This window comes from Pseudomonas sp. MUP55 (assembly GCF_034043515.1).
In the GTDB taxonomy this organism is placed as follows: domain Bacteria; phylum Pseudomonadota; class Gammaproteobacteria; order Pseudomonadales; family Pseudomonadaceae; genus Aquipseudomonas.
The window spans coordinates 2,185,909-2,205,377 of sequence record NZ_CP138214.1 but is presented as its reverse complement, the minus strand read 5'-3'; the positions used below and the strand labels follow the sequence as shown (position 1 = coordinate 2,205,377).

The window sequence follows — 19,469 nt, the reverse complement described above, 5'->3', positions numbered from 1 at the left end:
TTTCAGCGCGCTCATCCCGAGCGCCTGCAAAGCCATGGCCGTTTGGGCCATACACCGCGACCGCGTGGTCGCTCAACCATCGCGACAAGGAGCTTGTCATGCCAACACCCGCGTACATCAGCATCCACGGCAAAAACCAGGGGCATATCACCAAAGGCGCGTTCACTGCGGATTCGGTGGGCAACGTTTATGTGGAGGGCCACGAGGATGAAATCCTCGCACAGGAAATCGACCATCAGATCACCACACCTACCGACCCGCAAAGCGGCCAGCCCGCCGGCCAGCGCGTGCATAAACCGCTGACCTTCACCAGCGCCCTGAGCAAAGCCTCACCCATGCTCTACCAGGCCCTGGCCACCGGCGAAATGCTGCCGACCGTTGAAGTGAAGTGGTTCCGTACCTCGGGAGACGGCAAGCAAGAGCACTTCTTCACCACAAAACTGGAAGACGCCACCGTCGTGGCGATCCACACCGTGCTGCCTCATGCACAAAACAGTAGCAACGAAAACTACACCCAGCTGATCAAGACCAGCCTGGCCTATCGCAAGGTCAGCTGGACCCACGTGGTGGCCGGCACCGAGGCCTCGGATGACTGGCGCAAGCCAGCTTAAGCAACCGGCACGTTCCGCCGCACGGGCCGCTGCGCGGCGGAATACTCACTGACCTGGACGCACATCAAGGAGGTTTCATGCCTCGCCAAAGCGATTTGCGCTACACCTTCGAACCGCTGCGGGGCGATCCCTTCGAGGTGGTTTCGTTCACCCTCGAAGAAGGCCTCTCTCAACCGTTCAAACTTGAACTGGAGCTGGTCAGCCACCACCCGGCCATCGACTTCTACCGCATGCTCGACCTGGCGGCAGTGTTCACCATCTGGCGCAATGACACCCCGGTGCGTTACGTCCACGGTTTGGTCAGCCTGTTCCAACAGGGCAACACCGGCTTTCGCCGTACCCGCTACACCGCCGTGGTCGAGCCGACCCTGAAGCGTTTCGACCTACGTTCAAACTGGCGGATTTTCCAGGGCCAGAACGTACCCGACATCATCACCAGCATCCTGGCCGAGCAGAAGCTGACCGACCTGCGCAGCGAAATCTGCTTCGAACACCAACCCCGCGAGTACTGCGTACAAGCCGGCGAAACCGACCTCGACTTCATCGCTCGCCTCGCCGCCGAAGAAGGCCTGCTCTACACCTTCGAACACCGCGCCGACGGCCACACCCTGGTCTTCACCGACCGCGTCGGCGGCTTGGGCACCATCGGCACCCACACCGATTGCCCGGTGATCTACCAACCCATGAGTGGCGGTGATTCCAAAGAGCCGGCGTTGAACCGCTTCCACTACACCGAACAGGTGCGTACTGCGCGCCAGGTACAGCGCGACTACACCTTCACCCACCCGCGCTACAACCAGCAGCACACCGCCACCGGCGACCAGGACTTGAATAACCAGCACAAGGACTACGAACGCTACGACTACCCTGGCCGCTACAAGCGTGATATCGCCGGCAAGCCCTTCACCAAGACCCGCCTCGCTGCGCTGCGCAACGACGCCAAGCTGGCCCAGCTGGAAGGCGACGATGAACGTCTGCAACCGGGGTTGGCGTTCGACCTGAACGAACATCCCCGTGAAGACTTCAATGACCGCTGGCGCACCATAGCCATCAAGCACGAAGGCAAGCAACACACCAGCCTACAGGAGGAATCGTTCGGCAGTGGCCTCGGTACCTCTTACACCTTGAAAGCCAGCGCCATCCGCTGGACCTCCGAGTGGAAGGCTCCACTGCGCGACAAGCCCTGCATCGACGGCCCGCAGATCGCCACGGTGGTCGGGCCGCCAGGGGAAGAGATTTATTGCGATGAATGGGGCCGAGTCAAGGTGCAGTTCCCATGGGACCGCTCGGATAAAAACAACGATCAGAGTTCGTGCTGGATTCGTGTGGCTCAGGGTTGGGCCGGGGCGACCTGGGGCGCCATGGCGGTGCCGCGGATAAATCAGGAACTGATCATCAGTTTTTTGGACGGCGACCCTGATCAGCCTATTGCCACGGGCCGCACCTACCGCGAGACCAACCTGCCGCCCTACGAGCTGCCCAAGCACAAGACGCGGATGACCATCAAGAGCCGTACTCATAAGGGCTCAGGCTTCAATGAGCTGCGCTTTGAAGATGAGCTGGGCCAGGAGGAGGTGTTTATCCATGCCGAGAAAGACAAGAACGTTCATATCAAAAACAACAACGGCATCTTCGTCGGCAATGACCGCAAAGAACGGGTGGAACACAACGAAACCGTGTCCATCGGCGACCACCGCACCGAAGACGTCGGCCAGAACGAAACCATCAGCATCGGTGCCAACCGTAGCGTGACCATCGGCGGCAACAAGGCCGAGACCATCAAGCTGGCCAAAGCCGAAACCATCGGTCTGGCCAAGGCGCTGACCATTGGCGCGGCGTATCAGACCAGCGTCGGCGCCGCCATGAACACCACGGTAGGCCTGAGCCAGAGCGAGCAGGTCGGTATCCACAAGTCGGTGGTGGTCGGCAAGCGTTTCAGCATCGATGCCGGGGATGAATTCAAGGTCACGGTGGGCAAATCCACGCTGGTAATGAAATCCGACGGCACCGTGCTGATCAATGGCCGCACCTTCGATTCTCCGCCAGCGGCGCGGTGCAGATCAACGGCAAAGATGTGGATATCAACTGAGGGGCTGTCATGGAATTTCGTAACCTGACGCCCTTCGATGCGTTGTGTTTCAGCGCGCTGGGCGTGGACGATCAAGAGTACCCGGTGCTGGTCATGAAGGTGGGTTATCGGCTGCTTTCGATTGACGGGCATACGGGGCAGTTTCGCGCCGAAGTGCTGGACGACGATCCGCTGCCACTGTGCACCGGCGACACCTATTACGGCGAGGAAGGATCTAGCAGCGTTTGCGAAGAAAGCGACCTGGCGCCGTTCAAGCCACGTTGTGATGTGATCGTGGTCGGCAATGCTTATGCGCCCCAAGGCCAACCGACCACACACTGGACTGCTGGCCTGCGCATCAGTGCGCCAGTACCGCCTCTGCCCCCTGTTGACGTGCCGCTGCCGACGCCGCTGAGCCCCGGCGAACGGCTGACCGAATATCAACTGGCCGCATGGCAAGCCGCCCGCCAAGAGGCTGCTAGGCGTCGGGCCAACGCGCCGACACGCCATTACTTGCTGGACAAGTACCTGAATTTCACTGGCCCTCGGCATTTCCGCCACAGCTTGTTCGGGGGTTGGCAATTGACCGAACCGCAACCGGCCACCTCGGTGCCGTTGCGCTGGGAATATGCCTTCGGCGGTAGCAGCATGGTGCTCAATCCCGAGCATGCGGTTGATGCAAACACCCCGCCCTACCTGCTCAACGAAGTCTGCTACAGCAACCCGCTGGGTCGGGGCTGGATCGAAAAGCGCGAGGAAGACCTCGGCTATCAGTTGGACCAGCCGTTGCGCGAACTTCCTGCGCCACAGATTGAGCCCATCGACAAACCGGTGTGGCGCCTGGAACGGGCCAAACACCCCGAGGGTGAACTCAATGCCAACGGCATGGCGCAGATCGCGGCCAACTACAAAAACCAGCCTGCGGGATTTGGCATCCTGGGCCGCGCCTGGGCGCCTCGTTTACCGCTCGCCGGATCCTACGACGAAGCGTGGCAGCGGGAACGCTGGCCGGGGCTGCCGACGGATTCTGACTTTGGTTACTGGAACGGTGCACCGGCCGATCAGCAGATCGAGTTTCCACCTCCGGCATTTCGCCTTGAACTGCTCAACTTGACTGACCCGGCGCTCACGCCCGACGGCACGTTATGCGTCGAACTGCCCGGCCATCGCGCCTTTGTTCTGATGCGCCTGCGCAACGGCGCGATGCTGCCGCTGCCGATGCTCACCGACACCCTGCGCATCGATACCGAGGCCATGACATTGGCCTTAACCCATCGCATCAGCCTGCCCAATGACCTGGACATCCGCGTGCTGGAAGCGCGCTTTGAAACCGATCCGAATGCACCGCTGATCAAGCGCGCAGCCAGGGAGGCGCTCTGACATGGCCGATAACGTCATCGCCCGCCAGCAGGGCAAATGGAAAGTCGTCAGCATCGTCCCCGACGTATGTAAGACCCCAATGGGCAGCGCCATACCGCCCGTGCCCTACCCCGTCACCGCCGAACTGAAATCCGCCACTGGCGTCGCCAACTCGGTACGTGCCAACGGCAAGCCAGTGGTGGTGTTCGATAAGAGCCTGGTGCCGACCACCAAGGGTGATGGAGCCGGCGCCGCCAAAGGCGTCAAAAGCAACACCGTGGGCGGCAAATGTTATCCGTTGGGAAAAAGCAGCAGCGTGCGGGCTGAAGGCAAGCTGGTGGTGCGCCATGACGACAAGTTCTGGATGAACGGGGCTTAACGCATGGCAGAACCAATCAATCTAGCTCCGGTGCGGGTGCACGCGATCAGCGTCACCGTCCAACCTCCCCCTGACAGCATCGTCGGCCCAGCCGAAATGCTGCTGCAACAAGGCGAGAACGGTGGCGTACAAATCGATGCCTTCTGGCGAGACGCCATGGGCAATGAAATCCACGAAAGCAAGGAAATGCAGGAGGAGGAATACGAGGAGATGCGCAAGGGCTACTTGCGCGCCGAACTGGCGACCCTGCCACCGTTCAGTTCGTTCAAGAGTGGCAATACCATTGGGCGGGTTGTCGGGGAAACAGCGCCGACTCAAGTGCCGGCGAGTAGGGCCAATCCACCGATAGAGCCCGAAACCGAAGAAGAAGGCATCACCGGCGAGCAGATCCTGGATGGCATCCAGCTTGGCCTGGATGTGGTGGGCCTGATCCCCGTGGTCGGGGAAGTGGCCGATATTGCCAGCGGCATTATCAGCCTTGCTCGTGGGGACTATGTGGGCGCTGGACTATCGCTGCTGTCGGCGATTCCGTTTGTTGGTTACGCGGGTACAGCTGGCAAGGCCACTCGGTACGGTGCGAAGATGGCCGAAGCCTCGGGCAAAGCAGCTAAGGAGGTTGTTGACAAATCGGCAAAAAAAACCGACGAAGCTGCCGAACTATTGGCAAAGAAGACCAATCCCGAATTAGATACTCCATCGAATTCTAATGATGGTTTTAAAGCCACCCCAAGAGAGAAGTCTGCAAGGGAGATGTTTTTAGGCCGAACTCCAGGCAAGAGTTCAAAAACAGGGCGCGAGGTCCAAGACCGAATGCGAGCCGAAGGGAAATTACGTGAGAACCCAATTACAGGTAAAACAGAATTCCAAGCCTCCGACAAAAATTGGTATGATCTTAGCAAGGCCGACATGGCTCACAAAACAGATGCTGTCAGATGGTGGAACACCAGTGGTAGACATCTAGGAGCAAAGAGTAAAGAAGTAAGAGAATGGATGCTAGATAGCAAAAACTATGAACTAGACCATTTCAGCATAAATAGGTCGGCAGGTGCAAAGCTTGGACAAACTTACAAACCTCCAACAAAGTAGGTGCATGATGGAATCCACCCTGACGCCAGAGCAGATTGAAAAAATTGGCATTCTTTCAAAAGAAGGACGTGAATACTGGAAAAAAAATCAATTAAGTGAAGCCGAGTCTTGTTTTTTAAGGGCTTGGGGGATTATGCAGTCCCCAAAATCAACACTTGACTACTCTCAAAGTATCGCCAGAGGTCTCGTTGCTTTCTTCAAAGAAACTAAACAATACGAAAAAGCTATAAACTGGATAGCTGTGATGCACGATTTATACACTCCACAGCCTAGCGAGTACGTTGAGTTTATTGCGGCCACGGTCTATTTTGATGCAGGAAAAACCTCTATTGCATATGAGATTTTTGACAAACAATATAAAAAATATGGGAAAAGACCTTTTACAGACGAAGATAAAAAATATCTAAACTTCTATCTCACACAAAGAAATGTGAAAAAATGAAATGAATCTACCTGACAAAATTTACGAAAGCATCACCCTCTTATCAGAGGAAGGAAATGCTCTTTATGATGAATCGGCATTTGAAGGGGCAATTTCAAAGTGGTCACAAGCACTAAATTTACTACCCACACCGCAAGCATCTTGGGAAGCATCCACATGGCTTTCTGCCTCAGTAGGTGATGCTTTTTTCCAACTTGGACAGTACTCTAAAAGCCTTGAAAACTTGAAGAATGCACTCAATGGCCCTGACGGGCTAGACAACTCATTTATTCATTACAGAATTGGACAATGTCAAACGCTATTAGGCTTCGATGATGAGGCAATTACTTCGCTGCTAAAAGCTTACATGTTAGATGGGGATGCAGTTTTTAAAGCCGATCCGGATGGTGAAGTTTATCTCCAAAAGTTGAAGGTCCAGCATTTGATTGACGACTGATTCGCGACGCGACCCAATTTCAAACTGACGGCATCGAAGTTGCGGGGCGTCCCTTCGAAGTGGACACCCCCGGTGCGCTACATCCACGGCCTAGTCAGCCTGTCCCAGGGTGACACCGGCTTTCGCCGCACCCGCTACACCGGCATCAAGAGCAATACCGTCGGCGGCGAGTGCTACCCGCTGGAGAAGAGCAGCACCGTACGCGCTGAAGGCAAGCTGGTGGTGCGCCATGACGACAAGTTCTGGATGAACGGGGCTTAACGCATGGCATCCAGCTAGACTGGAGTGATCTCTATGCGACAGCAAGCTGGGACAGCAGAGGAAAAGCATATGTCAGAATACAACAAAAACTTATACAACAAGGAAAAGCCGGATATCTAGCAGCCAAGATGATGGACATAGAAGATATACGATCAAAATTTGGCAACAAATATGACGCAGCAATTGCGCAAATGCTCGCATGGGCAAAGTGCAAGGAGTACATATGACAATGACAGATAAGGCTCAGTGGATCAATGAAATAACAAAGGTTTTAAATGGGCCTAGAAACAGAGTAACCGAGGAAAAATTTCACAAACTCATATATGAAACGCCATCAATTGCCGACAGCGAAGTAGTCGACTCCATAATGAGAAGCTTCTTAAAGCCCTTTGACTCTTCAGTGATGCAGGCATGCACAACTACTCTTGGCGGGATTGATTTCGAACACTACTATAAATCCCTTTTCAAAATTCTACCTAAGCTTTTGCATCAAAATCCCGATAGCGCGCTATGCCTGCTAAACTACCCAGGATATGAATTAAAGAATGAGCACATCCAAAAATAATTAATCTGGTAAATACAACAGACCCTTCCGGAGCCCTGAAAACAGAATTAGACTATCAGATAAATTACTGGAACTTAAAAAACGACGAGCCTTGGTCCAGCATCTACCACTCCACGCAGGCAGGAAAGCAATGAAAGACATACTAACGCAATTCCTTGAAGACGGAAAAAAACTCTTGAAGTACAAGCATTTGATTTTTTTCCAACTTCCAATGAAGCTGGTGAAAGCAGCGGAATATTGCCATATTTTTATATAAAGTGGGCATCTACCCACGACCTACTATTAAACAATAATGAATTAACTCTGACCATTGCCAGCAACAAGGAAATTTCATCAAAGCTCGAGAACATAAGAGAAATACTTGGAGATCAATTACTGCCAGTGCATTTCACTCCAAATGGCAACGCATTTACGCAAGACTACTATCGTCCTGGCTGGAAATATTTCTACCTAACTGACTTTGGAGAAACCTTCGACGAATATGATGATCTAGACAAGGTCACCGACAATGAAAACAACTATAAGAGAATAAAATCCGTACTAGAAGACCGTTTTTTAAAGTGGCAGTCAAAAAATTAAGCCTCACCAAAATTTTTCCGGAGTCATACGACGTTAAACCGACCCGCGTCCCCTCCCGACAAACGGGATCAGCCCCGAATGGCACTTACTTAACATATCCAGCATGCCCATTTTTCCTGATATCTGCCCTTGCTGATCGACCTGATTTGGTCAGCAAGGGGTAGGCATGAGGTCTTCGTTCTATTGCTCGCGGCTGAATATGACCAAATGGTTTCTAACGCGCCTTTTTGAGCAATCAGCGCCAGTAAATGACAGGCTATCCATGCCGAAAAAGACAAGAACGTTCATATCAAAAATAACAACAGCATCTTCGTCGGCAATGACCGCAAAGAACGGTTGGAATACAACGCGCAAGGGTTCACCCCCAAGGAAGAAGACAAGATCACCTGCTCCCGTCATCCACCCATGCCTGAGACCTACATAGCACAAGGCTCAGACAAGGTACGGATCAATAGTCGGCCGGCGGCACGCTCGGGAGATAAGGCCACCTGCGATGCGACGATTCGGGGCACCTATCTGGTTGAAAGCGAACGCCCGGACGGCCGCATCGACCGCTACGACATCGACGCAGCCGGCCAGTTGACCGCCTACACCGACCCGGTCCAGCGCATCACCCGCCTGCATTACGACCGCAGTGGCCGCCTGATCCAGCGGGTTGACGCCCTCGGCCATACCGTCGCGTTTGGCCACGACGCCTGTGGCCGTCTGCTGCACCTGAGCAATGAAAACCACGAACGCTACCGCTTCGAGTGGGACGCGCTGGACCGTCTGCAGGCCCAGCATGATCTGGATGGCAGCGGGCGCATCTACCTGTACAACCCGCTCGGCGAGGTCACTGGCATCTGCCATGTTCCGGCGCCGCTGGCCGAGCCTGATCTGGACGGTAAGGACAGCGCCGAACCGCACATTCCACATGCTCAAGTAAATACCAGCACCGCCTTGTAGCCGATTTCCGTCGTCCCACAAGCCCCTTGTCGTGGGCTCGGTCTCGATTTCGTCCGGGTAATTGCGGGACCCGCTACGCGTTCCTAGACTTCGCCGCCATAGGGCAAGTTCTGTCCCTCGATGATGACCACAGGCGGCAAGTAGCATCACGCCCTGCCGCACCATTCGCAAGGAGCAACACCCATGATCAAGACCGCAACCCCTCTCCTCCTGCTCGCCTTGACCAGCCTGCTGGCGGGCTGTTCTACCAACCCCAATGTCCTGCAGATGCACAAAGTCACCGCCGAAGCGATCGGCCTGGCTTCCACTGATGAGCTGACGATGGGCCCGGTAACCAAAGGCAAGGAAGATTTTTTGGGCGGCGCTGAACTGACATTCAAAGCCACCACCGCGAAGGGGCGCGTGTTCAATTGCTCGACATTCATGACCCCGGGAATCCTGCTTGAGCCTCCAACGTATTCACGACTGACATGCACGAAATAAGCCAGGCAGCCGATGCGCTCATTACGCGCGCCGGTGAAGGCCGGTCACACGGTCAATCGATTTGCTCACCCGTGCCGACTCCACCGTGCAACCAGGCCCCACTCTTGAACTTGCTTGATCTTTGGGCTGTGGAGCGTCTCGGCAGCCATTGAAAAATCCTTTTTAGATCGGCCCATAACGCTGGTTCGGCACCCGCGGTATGGGCCAACGCGCGTTGCCAGTGGCGCAAGCTAGCCCGCCTCCGTGCGCTGTTCCAGGGCCTGCGCGAACTGACGCGTCAGGCGCACCCGGCAGGTGATGTCTTCGGCAGCCCAGTCCTGGAAGATGTCTCGTGCCGGATCACCATTCCATGTGCTCAAGCTTGGAGACTTGGCGGCTGATGGTCGTACAGTCCCGACCCAGGCAACCTGCCAGATCCACGACGCCAATCGGCCCTACCCGCTCAATGACCACCAGCAGGCGAAAGAGCGCCTGATCCAGATGGACACCCGCTTGCACGATCAGTCGCTCATCGTTGCGAGGCCGGTTCATTACGCTCACGATCGCGCCAGCGTTTGGCGTCGAGCTGACGGCAATGTAGATTGGGACCAGCGGCGTCAACGCCGTACTCGCAACCGCAGATGGCGAGTAGAACCTGCAGGCCCGGTACCTGGTGGGCGCGAGGATGAGATTGACCTCTGCTGGGCCAATTCGCCCGATGGCCGGATGGCTCTCTGGCAGGTTTCTTCACCCAAGATCGGGCCGCTGCGTTAAGTGCCTACCTGGCTCGCCATACGCACGGTTCGACTGCGCAGTAGCACACCGACACCGAATCCCACAGTCAGATAAACGACCTTGCGCTCCCTCGGTGGCTCGTTGTCAGGTAAACAGATCGACGCCCAACTGGAAGGCGACCCACAGCGCGAGGCCTGTAGCAAACAGCAGCGCGATGTTTTCAAACAGGTTATTGCGGTATTGCTTGTCCAGCAGTGACTTCTGGTTGGACATGATCAGCAAGCCCAGGGAAATGACCGGCAAGCCAATAATGTTCAATGCGCTGACACCAATGGTCAGGGTCACGAAATCCGGCATGCCTGGTAGCGACCAGATCAGCGGCGTCACCAGGATGAACAGCATGAACCATTTGTGCATCGGGTCATGATGAAACTCCTTGCCGTACTTTTCGCGCCGTTCAGGACGAACGTGTTGGAAGGCATCGGTAATCAGCATCGGGAACGCGGTGGTCTTGCCGGAAATGCTGGCAAACAATGTGGCGAATACGCCGATGAAGAACACATACCAACCCACCGGGCCGAAGAACATTTCCAGCGCCTTGCCCAGATCGCCCAAGGTCTTCACCTCGATGCCGTTGGGCCGCAGGATTTCCGCGCCGACGATCCAGATGGCCAGGTTGATGACGATCCCGACGAACACTGCAAACAGCAGATCGTTGCGTTGAACCCGCTTGTGCTGCGGCCCGACCCAGCCTTTTTGACGCATGACATACGGATGCACGAAGTTGGCGATGGAGCCTGCGACCGCGCCGATCACCGATACCGCCACCAGCAGCGCGCCATGCACGCCTTCATCCGGCGGGATGCTGAAGCCGATGGTGCCTTTGACGATACCGACAACATCGGGACCGGACATCACGGCCAAGGCGATGAAGGCCAGGGTCATGATCGCCAACAGCACCTTCATCACCCCTTCGATCATCGAATAAATATTACGCCCCACCAGCAGCCACACCGCGAGCACCACCGCCAATGAACACAGCAATGGCTGGTCGCTTTTAAACAGCATCGCCAGCGACTCGCCTGCCCCTTTGATCATGTAGGCGTTCATCAAGTGCCCCATCAACAGGGCGTAAACGAGCATGAACCAGGCGAAAAAGGGATTGAGCTGCGCATAGCCCTGCAGGATGGTCATGCCTTGGTTATTGCACAACTGGAAGCGAGCGATGATGTTTACGATCAGGTATCTCAAGAGCAGCGAGACCGCGAGCACCCACATCATTGCGTAACCGTAATTGGCACCGGCCACGGAGGACGTGATCAAGTCGCCAGCGCCCAGCCACGACAGCACCGCAATGATTCCGGGGCCCAGCAGTTTAAGTATTCGGACAAATCGATTGTCCGTGGGCGCCGCAACCTGGCCTTCGACGGAACGAATGCTCGTCATAGAGGGTATCTCCGTTTATTTTTTTTGTGAGAACCTGCGCAGTCGAACACGATAGATACGACGTCGTACAACAATTCTTAAGGGAGTGTGTTTAGAAATGTTTCAGCACCGGGACGCGATGACATCGGGCAGGTTGAACGGCCACAAACGGGGTAAAAGTCGGGAAAACACGGTGCCTGATACGCGGCGTAGGGTTCCGAGCTGAGCAAAACAACGATTGATGTCCATCCGGCTCAGTCATAGGATGACGGACCACAATCATAAAAATAAGGAATCACCTGTGCGAACCCCTCTCCTTTTGGCAGCTGCCGCTGCCTGCGGCCTCAGCCTGCAAGCCAACGCCGCCACGTTTGCCTATATCTCGAGCCCGGGAGACGGTCTGATTTCCCAGTATCGTCTTGATCAGGACACCGGCGCGCTGCGTCTGATTGAACAGGTCAACGCCGGTGATCAAGTCAACCCCATGGCCATCACCCCTGACGGCAAAGTGTTGTTTGCCGCCTTGCGGGTCAAACCGTTTCAGGTTCTGGGATACAACATCGACCCCACAAGCGGGCATCTGACGCTGCAATCCAAAGCGCCACTGGCAGAAAGCATGGCTTACCTGTCTACCGACAGAAAAGGACACTACCTGCTCGGTGCATCCTACGGTGCCGACACCCTCAGCGTTCAGGCCATCGACAAGGCCTATACGCCTTCCGCCAGCATCCTGAGCTACAAAACAGGCCTGCATGCCCATTCGATTCGTACCGACCCGAGCAACCGTTTTGCCTACGCGGGCAATCTTGGCGTCGACCGGGTGCTGCAATATCGCCTTGATGCCGACACCGGCGCGCTGACCCCTATCGGCAGCGGCTACATCCAAGTCCAGGACAATACCGGGCCTCGGCACCTGGCCTTTTCTCCGGACGGCAAGTACCTGTATGTGGTGGGTGAAATGAGTGGCACGGTCACCGCGTTTTCAATCAATGCCAGCACCGGTGCATTGACTCAGATTGCCGTTGCCAACGGTATTCCTGAGCGTCTGAAACTGGCTCACGGTGAAGTGCGTGATGCACGTAATAACGATTTGAAGGACGACCCCACGCCCCGTATCTGGGCGGCGGACCTGCGGATCTCGCCCGATGGCACGCTACTGTTGATGACCGAACGTACCAGCAGTTCGGTTTCGGCCTTCGCGGTTGACCCTTCCACCGGCGGCTTGAGCTTTCTTGCGAACTATCCCGTGCAAGAGCAGCAGCCACGCAATATTGCGTTTTCACCCAACGCTCGCTGGTTGCTGGTCACGGGTGAGAAAAGCGACAAAGTCGGCACGTACGCCGTCAGCCATAACGGCGCCTTGAAACGTGTCGGCGAAGCGGCGTCGGGCAAAGGTGCGTTATGGATCGAGGTACTGCAAACCTCGGGAGACTGATTCAAAACCTATGGGCATCGGCCACCGCAGGCAATTCTTCGGGGCGGTGGATCATGAGTGGATGTTCTGGAGCGCTTTCCCGCTCAGGATCGATGGCCGCTCGCAAGGACTGGATAAAATAGTTGGCAATTGGGGGCGGACATCCAAAACCCGTGAGGCAGTACCCCATTGCCCTACCTGCATCATTGTCGGGCTGGAAGACGCTGCTCAACCTTGAGCAACTGCATCTGCTGGCGATAGTCATCGGTGACTTGGCGTGACTGGCTGCTGCTGGTGATGACACGCGGGGTAATCAGCACGATGAGTTCGGTGCGCGCCTTGGACTTACTGGTAGTGCCAAACAACCAGCGCAGGCCGGGGATTTTGCCCAGGTAAGGTACCGATGTAGCGCTTTCGGCGTTGTCCTGTTTGATCAGACCACCGAGCAATACCGTCTGGCCGCTTTGCACCGCGACTTGGGTCGACACCGAACGCGTCGAAATACGCGGGTTGGTTTGCGTGTCGGTGATCGAGCTGGTGTCCGCGTCACTGACCTGTTGCTTGATGTCCATATACACCAGGCCGCCCGGGTTGATGCGCGGCACCACGTCGAGAATGACCCCGGTCTGCACGTACTCGACGCTGCTCAGGGTGGTGTCAGAGGTGCCGGTGTTGACGGTGGTCTGGTTGATCGGGATGTTGTCGCCGACCTGGATCTGCGCCTGCTGGTTATTCATCACCACCAGCGACGGCGCCGACAGCACTTGGGTGCGGCCGTTGGTTTCAAGCGCGCGCAAGGCGACCTGCAAATTATTGCTGACAAACGAGTAGAACAGCGAACTGCTGCCGACCGCTACCCCGCCACCGCCCAGGGCGCCCTGGCTGCCGGGGGTATTGGCGACCGTGGTGCTGGAAGAGTTACCCGCCAGTCGCCCCAGGTACCACTGCACGCCGAGGTCCAGTTCGCCGCTGAGCTTGACCTCGAGGATCCGCGTTTCGATCTGCACTTGCAGCGGTGCATTGTCCAGGCGCTTGATCGCCGATTCGATTTCCTTCCATTGCGCCGGCCGGGTGCGCACCAGCAATTGGTTGCTGCTCTTCTGCGCGGTGATACGCGTGCCGGCGTCGATGCTTTTGGCCGCATCGCCGGTGGTCTCGGCCTGCTCGCCACCGCTGTCGGCTTCGCTGTCGAGGTTCTCGCCGCCCTCCTGCGATTCATCGCTGGCGAGCGGCTGGTTATCGTTCATCCCGCTGCCCATGCTGGCGGTGCTGCTGATGCCGCTGGACGTGCCGCCGCTGCTCAACGAGGACAAGCTGCGCGTTCGCAGGCCCGGCGCGACCTTGGCCGCGGTGTCGTCCTTGATCGCACCGCCACCGTAGATCTGGCGCAAATATTTGGCCAGGTCGGTGGCCTTCATGTTGCGCACGTCGTACACGTACATCTGCGGTTCGTTGCCACCGCCTTCGTCGATGGTACGGATCCAGTCGCCGACTTCACTGAGGTACTGCGGTTGCGACGAAATAGCTACCACTGAATTGGTGCGCTCAATCGGCAGAAAACGCACCATGCCCGCCAAAGGCATGCCGCTGTCGGGGCCGAACATCTTTTGCAATTCGGGCATCAGTTCGGCGACCGACGCGCGTTGCAGGCCGAACACGCCGACAGACATGCCCTTGAGCCAATTCACGTCAAAGGTATCGATAGTGTCCTGATAGTTGGCCAGCTCCTCCGGCGTGCCGGCCAGGCTCAGCACGTTGCGCGCCGGGTCGACCAGCAGGAACGCGTTTTCACGGGCGAACGGCTTTAGCAGCTTCTGCATCTCGGTGGCCGAGATATAGCGCAGCACGAACAGCCGCGCGGACAGCCCGGCCGACGGTTGCGCCACGCTCATCTCCGGCACCAGCTTGCCGGCCACCGCCTGGTTGGCCGGCAGAATTACATAGCGATCACCCTGTTTGATCAGCGCATTATCGGTCCACGACAGCAATGTCTCGAGGATCGACAGCGCCTGTTTTTTATTAACGGGCTTGGACGTGGAGAAACTTACCTCACCCTTCACACCCTGGGCGATGCTGTAGTTCTCGTGCAGCAGGTCGCCCATGATGCTGTTGATCACCGCCGCAATTGGCTGGTTGCTGAAGTTGAACACAATATCGCCGCTGTCCTGTTCACGCGCAGTCGCTGCAGCGGCCGGTGGGCGGACGAACTGCTGATTGCCGCGAATCAGTTGGCGCCGTGGCGGCGTCGCCTGGACAGTCGGTGTGTCGACCATCGGCTGCTCGCTGCGCGGGTCGATCGGCGGGCGTTGCGAGCCGGTGCCCTGCAAGGCTTCGCGCATCATGTCGCGGTCTTGCTCGAAGGTTTCGGGCGCGGTGGCACAACCCGCCAGCGCAACCGCGGCGACGAGGCAAAGCATAGGGGTGGCGACGGCGGGCGCGCCTTTGGAACTGGCCATTACGGGGTGGACTCGTGTGGAAGGAAAATCGGCGGCGTGGTCGAAGGCGGTGGCAGGCGCGGCGCATACAGCGCCAGGCGTTGGCTGCGTCCTTGGGATGAGAACTCAGCGTGTGTGGCGGTCAGGCTGTCGAGCTTCCAGCCATTGGGCAGCGACTGCCCCTGATGCAGGTTGAGCGGCGGCCCGTCACTGCGTTTGAGCAAGGCAACGCGCAGCTCGCCATTGATCAGCACCCCGGTCAGGGTCAAGCCACTCAGGCTGGCGGCCTGCGCCTGAACCACGGCGTGATCCGGGCTGCGATCGGGGCTGAACAGCGGAGTTTTCCAGGTCGCAGCCAGGCTGTCCAACGAGACACTCGGCGCAATGACTGGCTTGAACTGATCACGGGACTCGCTGCGGGCAGCCTGCTCGGGCAACCAGTCGGGGTCATCGCCGATACCACTGGTGATCGCGGCAATGGCCAGCCCCAAGGCCAGCGCCAGCCCGACCAGCCCGCGTTCGAGACGGCTCATGGCGCGGCCTGCGCTTGCAGATAACCACGCACCAGCAGGTGCACCGTCAACTGCCCGGCCGCGCCCTTGGCGGGGGCATTGGGCCCACGCCGCACGCTCAGCTCATCCACAAACAGAAACGGCCGCTGATACTCCAGCGTCTGCAAAATCGCTTCCAGGGGTTCGATGGCGCAGCTAAGGGTCAGGCTGACTTTGACCTGGCGATAAGGCTCGGCTGCATCTTGCTCTGGGGTGATCGGCATCCGTTGGCTCAGCGCGCAGCCGGCGCCACTGCCGGCGTGGCGGCTGATCAGGTCAGCCATGCGTTGCATCAGGTCCGCAGCCACCGCACTGGGGTCGTCGCCGGGCAGCAAACTCGTGCTGCTGGCCGGATCGTGGCGTGCCTGTTGCAACTGCGCCTGCAGTGTATCGGCTTGGCGCAGTACCGCGGCATAGCGTTGCTGCTGGGTGCGCAGCGCGTCGGCCCGGGCATCGAGATCGCGCAGCGGCGCGGCGAACCAGCTGTCAATCAACAGCCAATAGGCGGCGCCAAGCAGCAGCGCGAGGAGGATCAACGCGACGCCACGGCGCTCGCGGTCAGTCAGTGGGCGGGCCATCAGCGGCCTCCTGATGAATGTCGGTACGCAGGGAAAAATGATCTTTAGCGGTTTGCGCATCCGGCTGGATCACGCCTTCGAACCGCGCATTTTCCAGACTGCGGCAACCCTTGATTTGCGTGATGAGGCCGCTGGCCTTGGCGCTTTGCCCGGAAAAGGACAGATCGCCGTCGCGGTTGATTTCCAATTGCTCCACCCATGTGTCAGCCGGCAGGCACGTGGTCAGCTCGTTGAGCAGCGCCGCCACGGTCGGTTGCGCGGCCTTGCGCCGATTCAGGTAATCGGCCGCGCCACGGGTATTGGCCAGTTGCTGGCGCACCTGTTGCAACTGCGCCACCTGGGCTTTTTGCGCCTGCACCGTGGTCTGCATCTGCGCCACCAGCACTTGGCGGCTGTTCAGCCACATCAGCATCGCCGCGAACAGCAAGGCGCCACACAGCCAAAGCAGCCCGTGGCGCAGACGCTGGGTATTGCGCGGTGACGACGGACGCAGTGCGGCGGGCAACAGGTTGATGCCCAAGCGAGAGTCGGCGCTGTCGCCCACATCCACGCGTTGCGGCTGCAGACCCTGCGCGGCGCAATCGGCGAGCAGGCTGTCGAGGCGTTCGCGCAGGATCGCCACCAGCGTGACCTGCAACCACGCGCCGCTGCGCCGCTCCTGGCGCGCGACAAAATACAACTGCGAGGCGTCGAACGGGGTAAGCCGGTCCAGCTCATAGCCGACCACGGCGCGCAGATTACGCGCGGCTGCCACTGGCAATTGCAGGCGCTGCATCAGTACCGCCGAAGGTGGCAACAACAGTACCGGTGTGGCCTGCACCGGCGATTCGGGCAACGGCGTGCGTAATGGCCAGGTATGGACCTGCTGCGGGATCGCCGGGCTGCACAGCCATGACGGCAGGCAGGCGCGCAGCTCGTTGAGCCACAACCGCCAACCCTGTTGCAGCAAGCTGCCACGCCAGCGCTGGGCAAGCGGCGCGGTCAGTGGTTGAAACCAGGCAGTCAGGTATGCGTTCATTCTTGCCACCGGAGGACTCGATACGGTTGTGCGCTGCCTGGCGCGGGGCTTAATAACAACGTGGTTCGCAACTGCGCGTGAGAGCCGCCGGGGCGTTCGGCGCGGCTGTCGATCAGCAGCACATCACCCGGGGTGGCGCCCACGGCACTCGGGCTGCCCAAGTGCAGGGCACGGCGCAGCAGCGGGCTGGCGAAGGCCGCGTCAGGCCGGTCGAGGCCACTCCACAAGGTCAACTCGGGGAGCATCTGGCTGTACAGCGCCTGGGTCATGCCCGGCAGCTGGCGTATTTCTTCGATCACTCGCATCGGCGCGGCATCGTCCCGTCGGCGTGCTTCCAGGCCCTGCGCCAGGGCCGCCGCTTGTGGCTGGCTGGCGCCACAGGCCTTGGCGAGCCGCGCCAGGTCACTGCCCGAGGCGCTGTTCAAGTCGAGCTTGCCGCGCTCGCTGTAAACGCGGATGTGCACGTGCACACCGTCAAACGGCAACACGGCTTCGCGCCCATCAGCGACCCAGTGCTGTCGTTGCAGCGGGTCGAGCAGCCCTTGCACGGCCAGGCTCAAACCGGCCTCGGCGGCGAATTCGGCGCTGGCGTGCTGGCGATACCACGCGGCCTGGCGACTTTGCAGCTGCACCCAGCCGGCCAGGGCGCCGAGCATCACACTGAGCAACGCCAGTACCCACAACGCCAACAGCAGCGCAACCCCACGCTGACGCTTCATCGCTCGGGCACTCCGCCGGCCAGGTCCAGACGCAGCGCAACCACTTCGGTCAGCCACTGCACAGGGCCACTGACCTTGGCCCGGATGCGCACTGCGCGCGGCAAGCGTTGCGGCCATGGCCACTGGTCGAGCCAATCGGTCAATTGGCCCTCGGTGCTGAACCCTTGGTAACTGAAGTTCAACTGCTGGACGTCGCGCATCAGCACCTGCGGCTCGCCCCACGGCGAGTCAGAGGCGTCGTGGTTGATGTGGGCAAACCTTACCTGCAAGGTGTCGCCCTGCAGGGCCAGGGTGTACCGATTGATGCCGCCGCCCAACTGGCCCGGCAGGCCTGCGACGAACGTCAGGCGCTGTGCCGAGCCGAAGAACAGGCCTGGGATATCACGGTCGAGCGGCTTAACAGGCAGCGGTAGCGCCTGGGCGAGTGAGGTGCGCAGAAACTGCTGCGCGGCGCGCATTTCATCCAGGCTGACGGTGTAGCGCTGCGCTTTGAGCACCGCGCGATTGGCCCCCAACAGCGCGCCGCCGACCAGGCTCAGCAACACGCCGAGCAGGCTGAGCACGATCATGATTTCGAGCAGGGTAAAACCCTGCTGACGGCGCTTCACAAACCGGCCCCTGCCGCACGCAGTTTCAAGGTGCTGAAACTCGCGTGGCGCGGGCCTTCGCTGACCGTGAGGTCGAGGCGAAACACGTGCGGTTGGCCGATGCGCGTCGGCTGCTGGGCGATGCGCAGTTGCCAGGCGATGCCGTCCAAATCGCCCTGGCGCACGCCGTTTGCCAGAGGGCCGGCCGCTTCCTGGTCCATCACGCTGACCGCGGCATGGCTCAGCCGATCGCTGTGGGCGACTTGCAACAGCGAGCGCGCGCTCTGGCCGAAGGCGACCAAAAGCACGGTGCTGCAGATGGCCATGAGCGTCAGCGCGGCGAGCATTTCCAGCAGAGTAAAACCGGCTTGCTGCTTCATGGCAGCACCTTGGACTGCACGCTGCCGGTCAACCAGCCAATATCGATACGCCAGCGCCGGCTGCCATTGGTCAACAACAGGTTACCGCCGGTGGAACTGCCGTCGGGGTAGAACTCCACCGCCGAGCCCGCGTGTTCGGCGGTGTGCAGGGTGACTTGCAGGTCGGCCGGCCAGTGCTTTTTCGGCCGACCCGGGGCCTGGAAGCTGAGCGTGCGCAGGTCGAAGACGGTGGCTTCAGTGCTGGCGTTGACGATTGCTTTGGCCCGCGTGCTGCGAAGCGCCTCGACCATTTGCCCGACCACTTGACGCTCCTTGGCCGAACGCAAGCCTTGTTGCAGGCCAAAACCCACCAGGCCGGCCGCGATGCTGATCAGGACGATCACCACCAGCATTTCCAGCAAGGTAAAACCACGTTGGACGTTGGCCATGGTCAG

General features: G+C 58.7%; 24 protein-coding genes. 12 read left to right on the top strand and 12 right to left on the bottom strand.

What is annotated here, in order from left to right; all coding sequences use genetic code 11:
• Positions 1 to 98 precede the first annotated feature (98 nt).
• The 9 genes from SC318_RS10045 (at position 99) to SC318_RS10005 (ending at position 7,207) form a co-directional block, all read left to right on the top strand.
• The gene (locus SC318_RS10045) at positions 99 to 611 is read left to right on the top strand and encodes an Hcp family type VI secretion system effector (protein WP_320430646.1); all 513 of its coding nucleotides are present in this window, start codon (positions 99 to 101) and stop codon (positions 609 to 611) included.
• 77 nt (positions 612 to 688) lie between these two features.
• Entirely contained in the window at positions 689 to 2,728 is a 2,040-nt protein-coding gene (locus tag SC318_RS10040; protein WP_320430645.1) for a type VI secretion system Vgr family protein, read from the top strand.
• Positions 2,710 to 4,059, top strand: a complete 1,350-nt coding sequence (locus SC318_RS10035) for a DUF2169 family type VI secretion system accessory protein (RefSeq protein ID WP_320430644.1) — start codon at positions 2,710 to 2,712, stop codon at positions 4,057 to 4,059. Before SC318_RS10040 ends, SC318_RS10035 begins: the two co-directional genes overlap by 19 nt.
• Before the next feature lies 1 nt (position 4,060).
• Complete coding sequence (locus SC318_RS10030) at positions 4,061 to 4,417, top strand: DUF4150 domain-containing protein (protein WP_320430643.1); 357 nt, start codon at positions 4,061 to 4,063, stop codon at positions 4,415 to 4,417.
• A gap of 3 nt (positions 4,418 to 4,420) precedes the next feature.
• Positions 4,421 to 5,503 (top strand): GH-E family nuclease, encoded by a 1,083-nt coding sequence (locus tag SC318_RS10025; RefSeq protein ID WP_320430642.1) that lies wholly within the window; start codon positions 4,421 to 4,423, stop codon positions 5,501 to 5,503.
• Between the two features lie 4 nt (positions 5,504 to 5,507).
• Positions 5,508 to 5,945 (top strand): tetratricopeptide repeat protein, encoded by a 438-nt coding sequence (locus SC318_RS10020; RefSeq protein WP_320430641.1) that lies wholly within the window; start codon positions 5,508 to 5,510, stop codon positions 5,943 to 5,945.
• A gap of 1 nt (position 5,946) precedes the next feature.
• Positions 5,947 to 6,381, top strand: coding sequence for a tetratricopeptide repeat protein (locus tag SC318_RS10015; RefSeq protein WP_320430640.1), 435 nt, complete (start codon positions 5,947 to 5,949; stop codon positions 6,379 to 6,381).
• A 72-nt stretch (positions 6,382 to 6,453) separates the two neighbouring features.
• Positions 6,454 to 6,642: a PAAR-like domain-containing protein gene (locus SC318_RS10010; protein WP_320430639.1), complete on the top strand. Its 189-nt coding sequence runs from the start codon at positions 6,454 to 6,456 to the stop codon at positions 6,640 to 6,642.
• 223 nt (positions 6,643 to 6,865) lie between these two features.
• Positions 6,866 to 7,207: a hypothetical protein gene (locus SC318_RS10005; protein WP_320430638.1), complete on the top strand. Its 342-nt coding sequence runs from the start codon at positions 6,866 to 6,868 to the stop codon at positions 7,205 to 7,207.
• 759 nt (positions 7,208 to 7,966) lie between these two features.
• Here the strand turns inward: SC318_RS10005 and SC318_RS27025 are convergent.
• The gene (locus SC318_RS27025; RefSeq protein ID WP_413817623.1) at positions 7,967 to 8,185 is read right to left on the bottom strand and encodes a hypothetical protein; all 219 of its coding nucleotides are present in this window, start codon (positions 8,183 to 8,185) and stop codon (positions 7,967 to 7,969) included.
• Between the two features lie 6 nt (positions 8,186 to 8,191).
• Here SC318_RS27025 and SC318_RS09995 point away from each other — a divergent pair, with 6 nt between their 5' ends.
• On the top strand, positions 8,192 to 8,731 hold the full coding sequence (locus SC318_RS09995; RefSeq protein WP_320430637.1) for a PAAR domain-containing protein: 540 nt from the start codon (positions 8,192 to 8,194) through the stop codon (positions 8,729 to 8,731).
• 183 nt (positions 8,732 to 8,914) lie between these two features.
• Positions 8,915 to 9,214, top strand: coding sequence for a hypothetical protein (locus SC318_RS09990; protein ID WP_320430636.1), 300 nt, complete (start codon positions 8,915 to 8,917; stop codon positions 9,212 to 9,214).
• Positions 9,215 to 9,444: 230 nt separating this feature from the next.
• Here SC318_RS09990 and SC318_RS09985 read toward each other — a convergent pair whose 3' ends face one another.
• From SC318_RS09985 to SC318_RS09975, 3 genes are all read right to left on the bottom strand, one after another.
• Entirely contained in the window at positions 9,445 to 9,573 is a 129-nt protein-coding gene (locus SC318_RS09985; protein ID WP_320430635.1) for a hypothetical protein, read from the bottom strand.
• Positions 9,554 to 9,745 (bottom strand): MarR family transcriptional regulator, encoded by a 192-nt coding sequence (locus tag SC318_RS09980; protein ID WP_320430634.1) that lies wholly within the window; start codon positions 9,743 to 9,745, stop codon positions 9,554 to 9,556. Before SC318_RS09980 ends, SC318_RS09985 begins: the two co-directional genes overlap by 20 nt.
• 327 nt (positions 9,746 to 10,072) lie before the next feature.
• Positions 10,073 to 11,374, bottom strand: a complete 1,302-nt coding sequence (locus SC318_RS09975) for an Nramp family divalent metal transporter (RefSeq protein WP_320430633.1) — start codon at positions 11,372 to 11,374, stop codon at positions 10,073 to 10,075.
• Between the two features lie 280 nt (positions 11,375 to 11,654).
• Between SC318_RS09975 and SC318_RS09970 the strand changes: the two genes are divergently transcribed.
• A complete protein-coding gene (locus SC318_RS09970; RefSeq protein WP_320430632.1) occupies positions 11,655 to 12,788 on the top strand; it encodes a lactonase family protein in 1,134 nt (377 codons plus the stop codon).
• Between the two features lie 182 nt (positions 12,789 to 12,970).
• Here SC318_RS09970 and gspD read toward each other — a convergent pair whose 3' ends face one another.
• From gspD to SC318_RS09930, 8 genes are read right to left on the bottom strand one after another with little or no spacing between them, the layout of a single operon-like run.
• Positions 12,971 to 15,223 carry a type II secretion system secretin GspD gene (gspD, locus tag SC318_RS09965; protein ID WP_320430631.1) on the bottom strand — a complete coding sequence of 751 codons (2,253 nt, stop codon included), beginning with the start codon at positions 15,221 to 15,223 and terminating at the stop codon, positions 12,971 to 12,973.
• Positions 15,223 to 15,735 carry a hypothetical protein gene (locus SC318_RS09960; RefSeq protein ID WP_320430630.1) on the bottom strand — a complete coding sequence of 171 codons (513 nt, stop codon included), beginning with the start codon at positions 15,733 to 15,735 and terminating at the stop codon, positions 15,223 to 15,225. The genes gspD and SC318_RS09960 overlap by 1 nt, the downstream gene beginning before the upstream one ends.
• Positions 15,732 to 16,331, bottom strand: a complete 600-nt coding sequence (gene gspM / locus SC318_RS09955; RefSeq protein WP_320430629.1) for a type II secretion system protein GspM — start codon at positions 16,329 to 16,331, stop codon at positions 15,732 to 15,734. The genes SC318_RS09960 and gspM overlap by 4 nt, the downstream gene beginning before the upstream one ends.
• A complete protein-coding gene (locus SC318_RS09950; RefSeq protein ID WP_320430628.1) occupies positions 16,312 to 17,349 on the bottom strand; it encodes a type II secretion system protein GspL in 1,038 nt (345 codons plus the stop codon). Before SC318_RS09950 ends, gspM begins: the two co-directional genes overlap by 20 nt.
• Positions 17,346 to 18,068 carry a type II secretion system protein GspK gene (locus tag SC318_RS09945; RefSeq protein ID WP_320430627.1) on the bottom strand — a complete coding sequence of 241 codons (723 nt, stop codon included), beginning with the start codon at positions 18,066 to 18,068 and terminating at the stop codon, positions 17,346 to 17,348. Before SC318_RS09945 ends, SC318_RS09950 begins: the two co-directional genes overlap by 4 nt.
• Positions 18,065 to 18,676, bottom strand: coding sequence for a type II secretion system protein GspJ (locus SC318_RS09940; RefSeq protein ID WP_320430626.1), 612 nt, complete (start codon positions 18,674 to 18,676; stop codon positions 18,065 to 18,067). Before SC318_RS09940 ends, SC318_RS09945 begins: the two co-directional genes overlap by 4 nt.
• Positions 18,673 to 19,035 carry a type II secretion system protein gene (locus SC318_RS09935; protein WP_320430625.1) on the bottom strand — a complete coding sequence of 121 codons (363 nt, stop codon included), beginning with the start codon at positions 19,033 to 19,035 and terminating at the stop codon, positions 18,673 to 18,675. The genes SC318_RS09940 and SC318_RS09935 overlap by 4 nt, the downstream gene beginning before the upstream one ends.
• The gene (locus tag SC318_RS09930) at positions 19,032 to 19,463 is read right to left on the bottom strand and encodes a prepilin-type N-terminal cleavage/methylation domain-containing protein (RefSeq protein ID WP_320430624.1); all 432 of its coding nucleotides are present in this window, start codon (positions 19,461 to 19,463) and stop codon (positions 19,032 to 19,034) included. Before SC318_RS09930 ends, SC318_RS09935 begins: the two co-directional genes overlap by 4 nt.
• Between the last annotated feature and the right edge of the window lie 6 nt (positions 19,464 to 19,469).

What these genes read in the sequence shown, in the direction of transcription:
- SC318_RS10045 (WP_320430646.1), top strand. Translation starts at nt 99, where the DNA reads ATGCCAACACCCGCGTACATCAGCATCCACGGCAAAAACCAGGGGCAT.
- SC318_RS10040 (WP_320430645.1), top strand. Translation starts at nt 689, where the DNA reads ATGCCTCGCCAAAGCGATTTGCGCTACACCTTCGAACCGCTGCGGGGC.
- SC318_RS10035 (WP_320430644.1), top strand. Translation starts at nt 2,710, where the DNA reads ATGGAATTTCGTAACCTGACGCCCTTCGATGCGTTGTGTTTCAGCGCG.
- SC318_RS10030 (WP_320430643.1), top strand. Translation starts at nt 4,061, where the DNA reads ATGGCCGATAACGTCATCGCCCGCCAGCAGGGCAAATGGAAAGTCGTC.
- SC318_RS10025 (WP_320430642.1), top strand. Translation starts at nt 4,421, where the DNA reads ATGGCAGAACCAATCAATCTAGCTCCGGTGCGGGTGCACGCGATCAGC.
- SC318_RS10020 (WP_320430641.1), top strand. Translation starts at nt 5,508, where the DNA reads ATGATGGAATCCACCCTGACGCCAGAGCAGATTGAAAAAATTGGCATT.
- SC318_RS10015 (WP_320430640.1), top strand. Translation starts at nt 5,947, where the DNA reads ATGAATCTACCTGACAAAATTTACGAAAGCATCACCCTCTTATCAGAG.
- SC318_RS10005 (WP_320430638.1), top strand. Translation starts at nt 6,866, where the DNA reads ATGACAATGACAGATAAGGCTCAGTGGATCAATGAAATAACAAAGGTT.
- SC318_RS27025 (WP_413817623.1), bottom strand. Translation starts at nt 8,185, where the DNA reads ATGACGGGAGCAGGTGATCTTGTCTTCTTCCTTGGGGGTGAACCCTTG.
- SC318_RS09995 (WP_320430637.1), top strand. Translation starts at nt 8,192, where the DNA reads ATGCCTGAGACCTACATAGCACAAGGCTCAGACAAGGTACGGATCAAT.
- SC318_RS09990 (WP_320430636.1), top strand. Translation starts at nt 8,915, where the DNA reads ATGATCAAGACCGCAACCCCTCTCCTCCTGCTCGCCTTGACCAGCCTG.
- SC318_RS09980 (WP_320430634.1), bottom strand. Translation starts at nt 9,745, where the DNA reads ATGAACCGGCCTCGCAACGATGAGCGACTGATCGTGCAAGCGGGTGTC.
- SC318_RS09975 (WP_320430633.1), bottom strand. Translation starts at nt 11,374, where the DNA reads ATGACGAGCATTCGTTCCGTCGAAGGCCAGGTTGCGGCGCCCACGGAC.
- gspD (WP_320430631.1), bottom strand. Translation starts at nt 15,223, where the DNA reads ATGGCCAGTTCCAAAGGCGCGCCCGCCGTCGCCACCCCTATGCTTTGC.
- SC318_RS09960 (WP_320430630.1), bottom strand. Translation starts at nt 15,735, where the DNA reads ATGAGCCGTCTCGAACGCGGGCTGGTCGGGCTGGCGCTGGCCTTGGGG.
- gspM (WP_320430629.1), bottom strand. Translation starts at nt 16,331, where the DNA reads ATGGCCCGCCCACTGACTGACCGCGAGCGCCGTGGCGTCGCGTTGATC.
- SC318_RS09950 (WP_320430628.1), bottom strand. Translation starts at nt 17,349, where the DNA reads ATGAACGCATACCTGACTGCCTGGTTTCAACCACTGACCGCGCCGCTT.
- SC318_RS09945 (WP_320430627.1), bottom strand. Translation starts at nt 18,068, where the DNA reads ATGAAGCGTCAGCGTGGGGTTGCGCTGCTGTTGGCGTTGTGGGTACTG.
- SC318_RS09935 (WP_320430625.1), bottom strand. Translation starts at nt 19,035, where the DNA reads ATGAAGCAGCAAGCCGGTTTTACTCTGCTGGAAATGCTCGCCGCGCTG.
- SC318_RS09930 (WP_320430624.1), bottom strand. Translation starts at nt 19,463, where the DNA reads ATGGCCAACGTCCAACGTGGTTTTACCTTGCTGGAAATGCTGGTGGTG.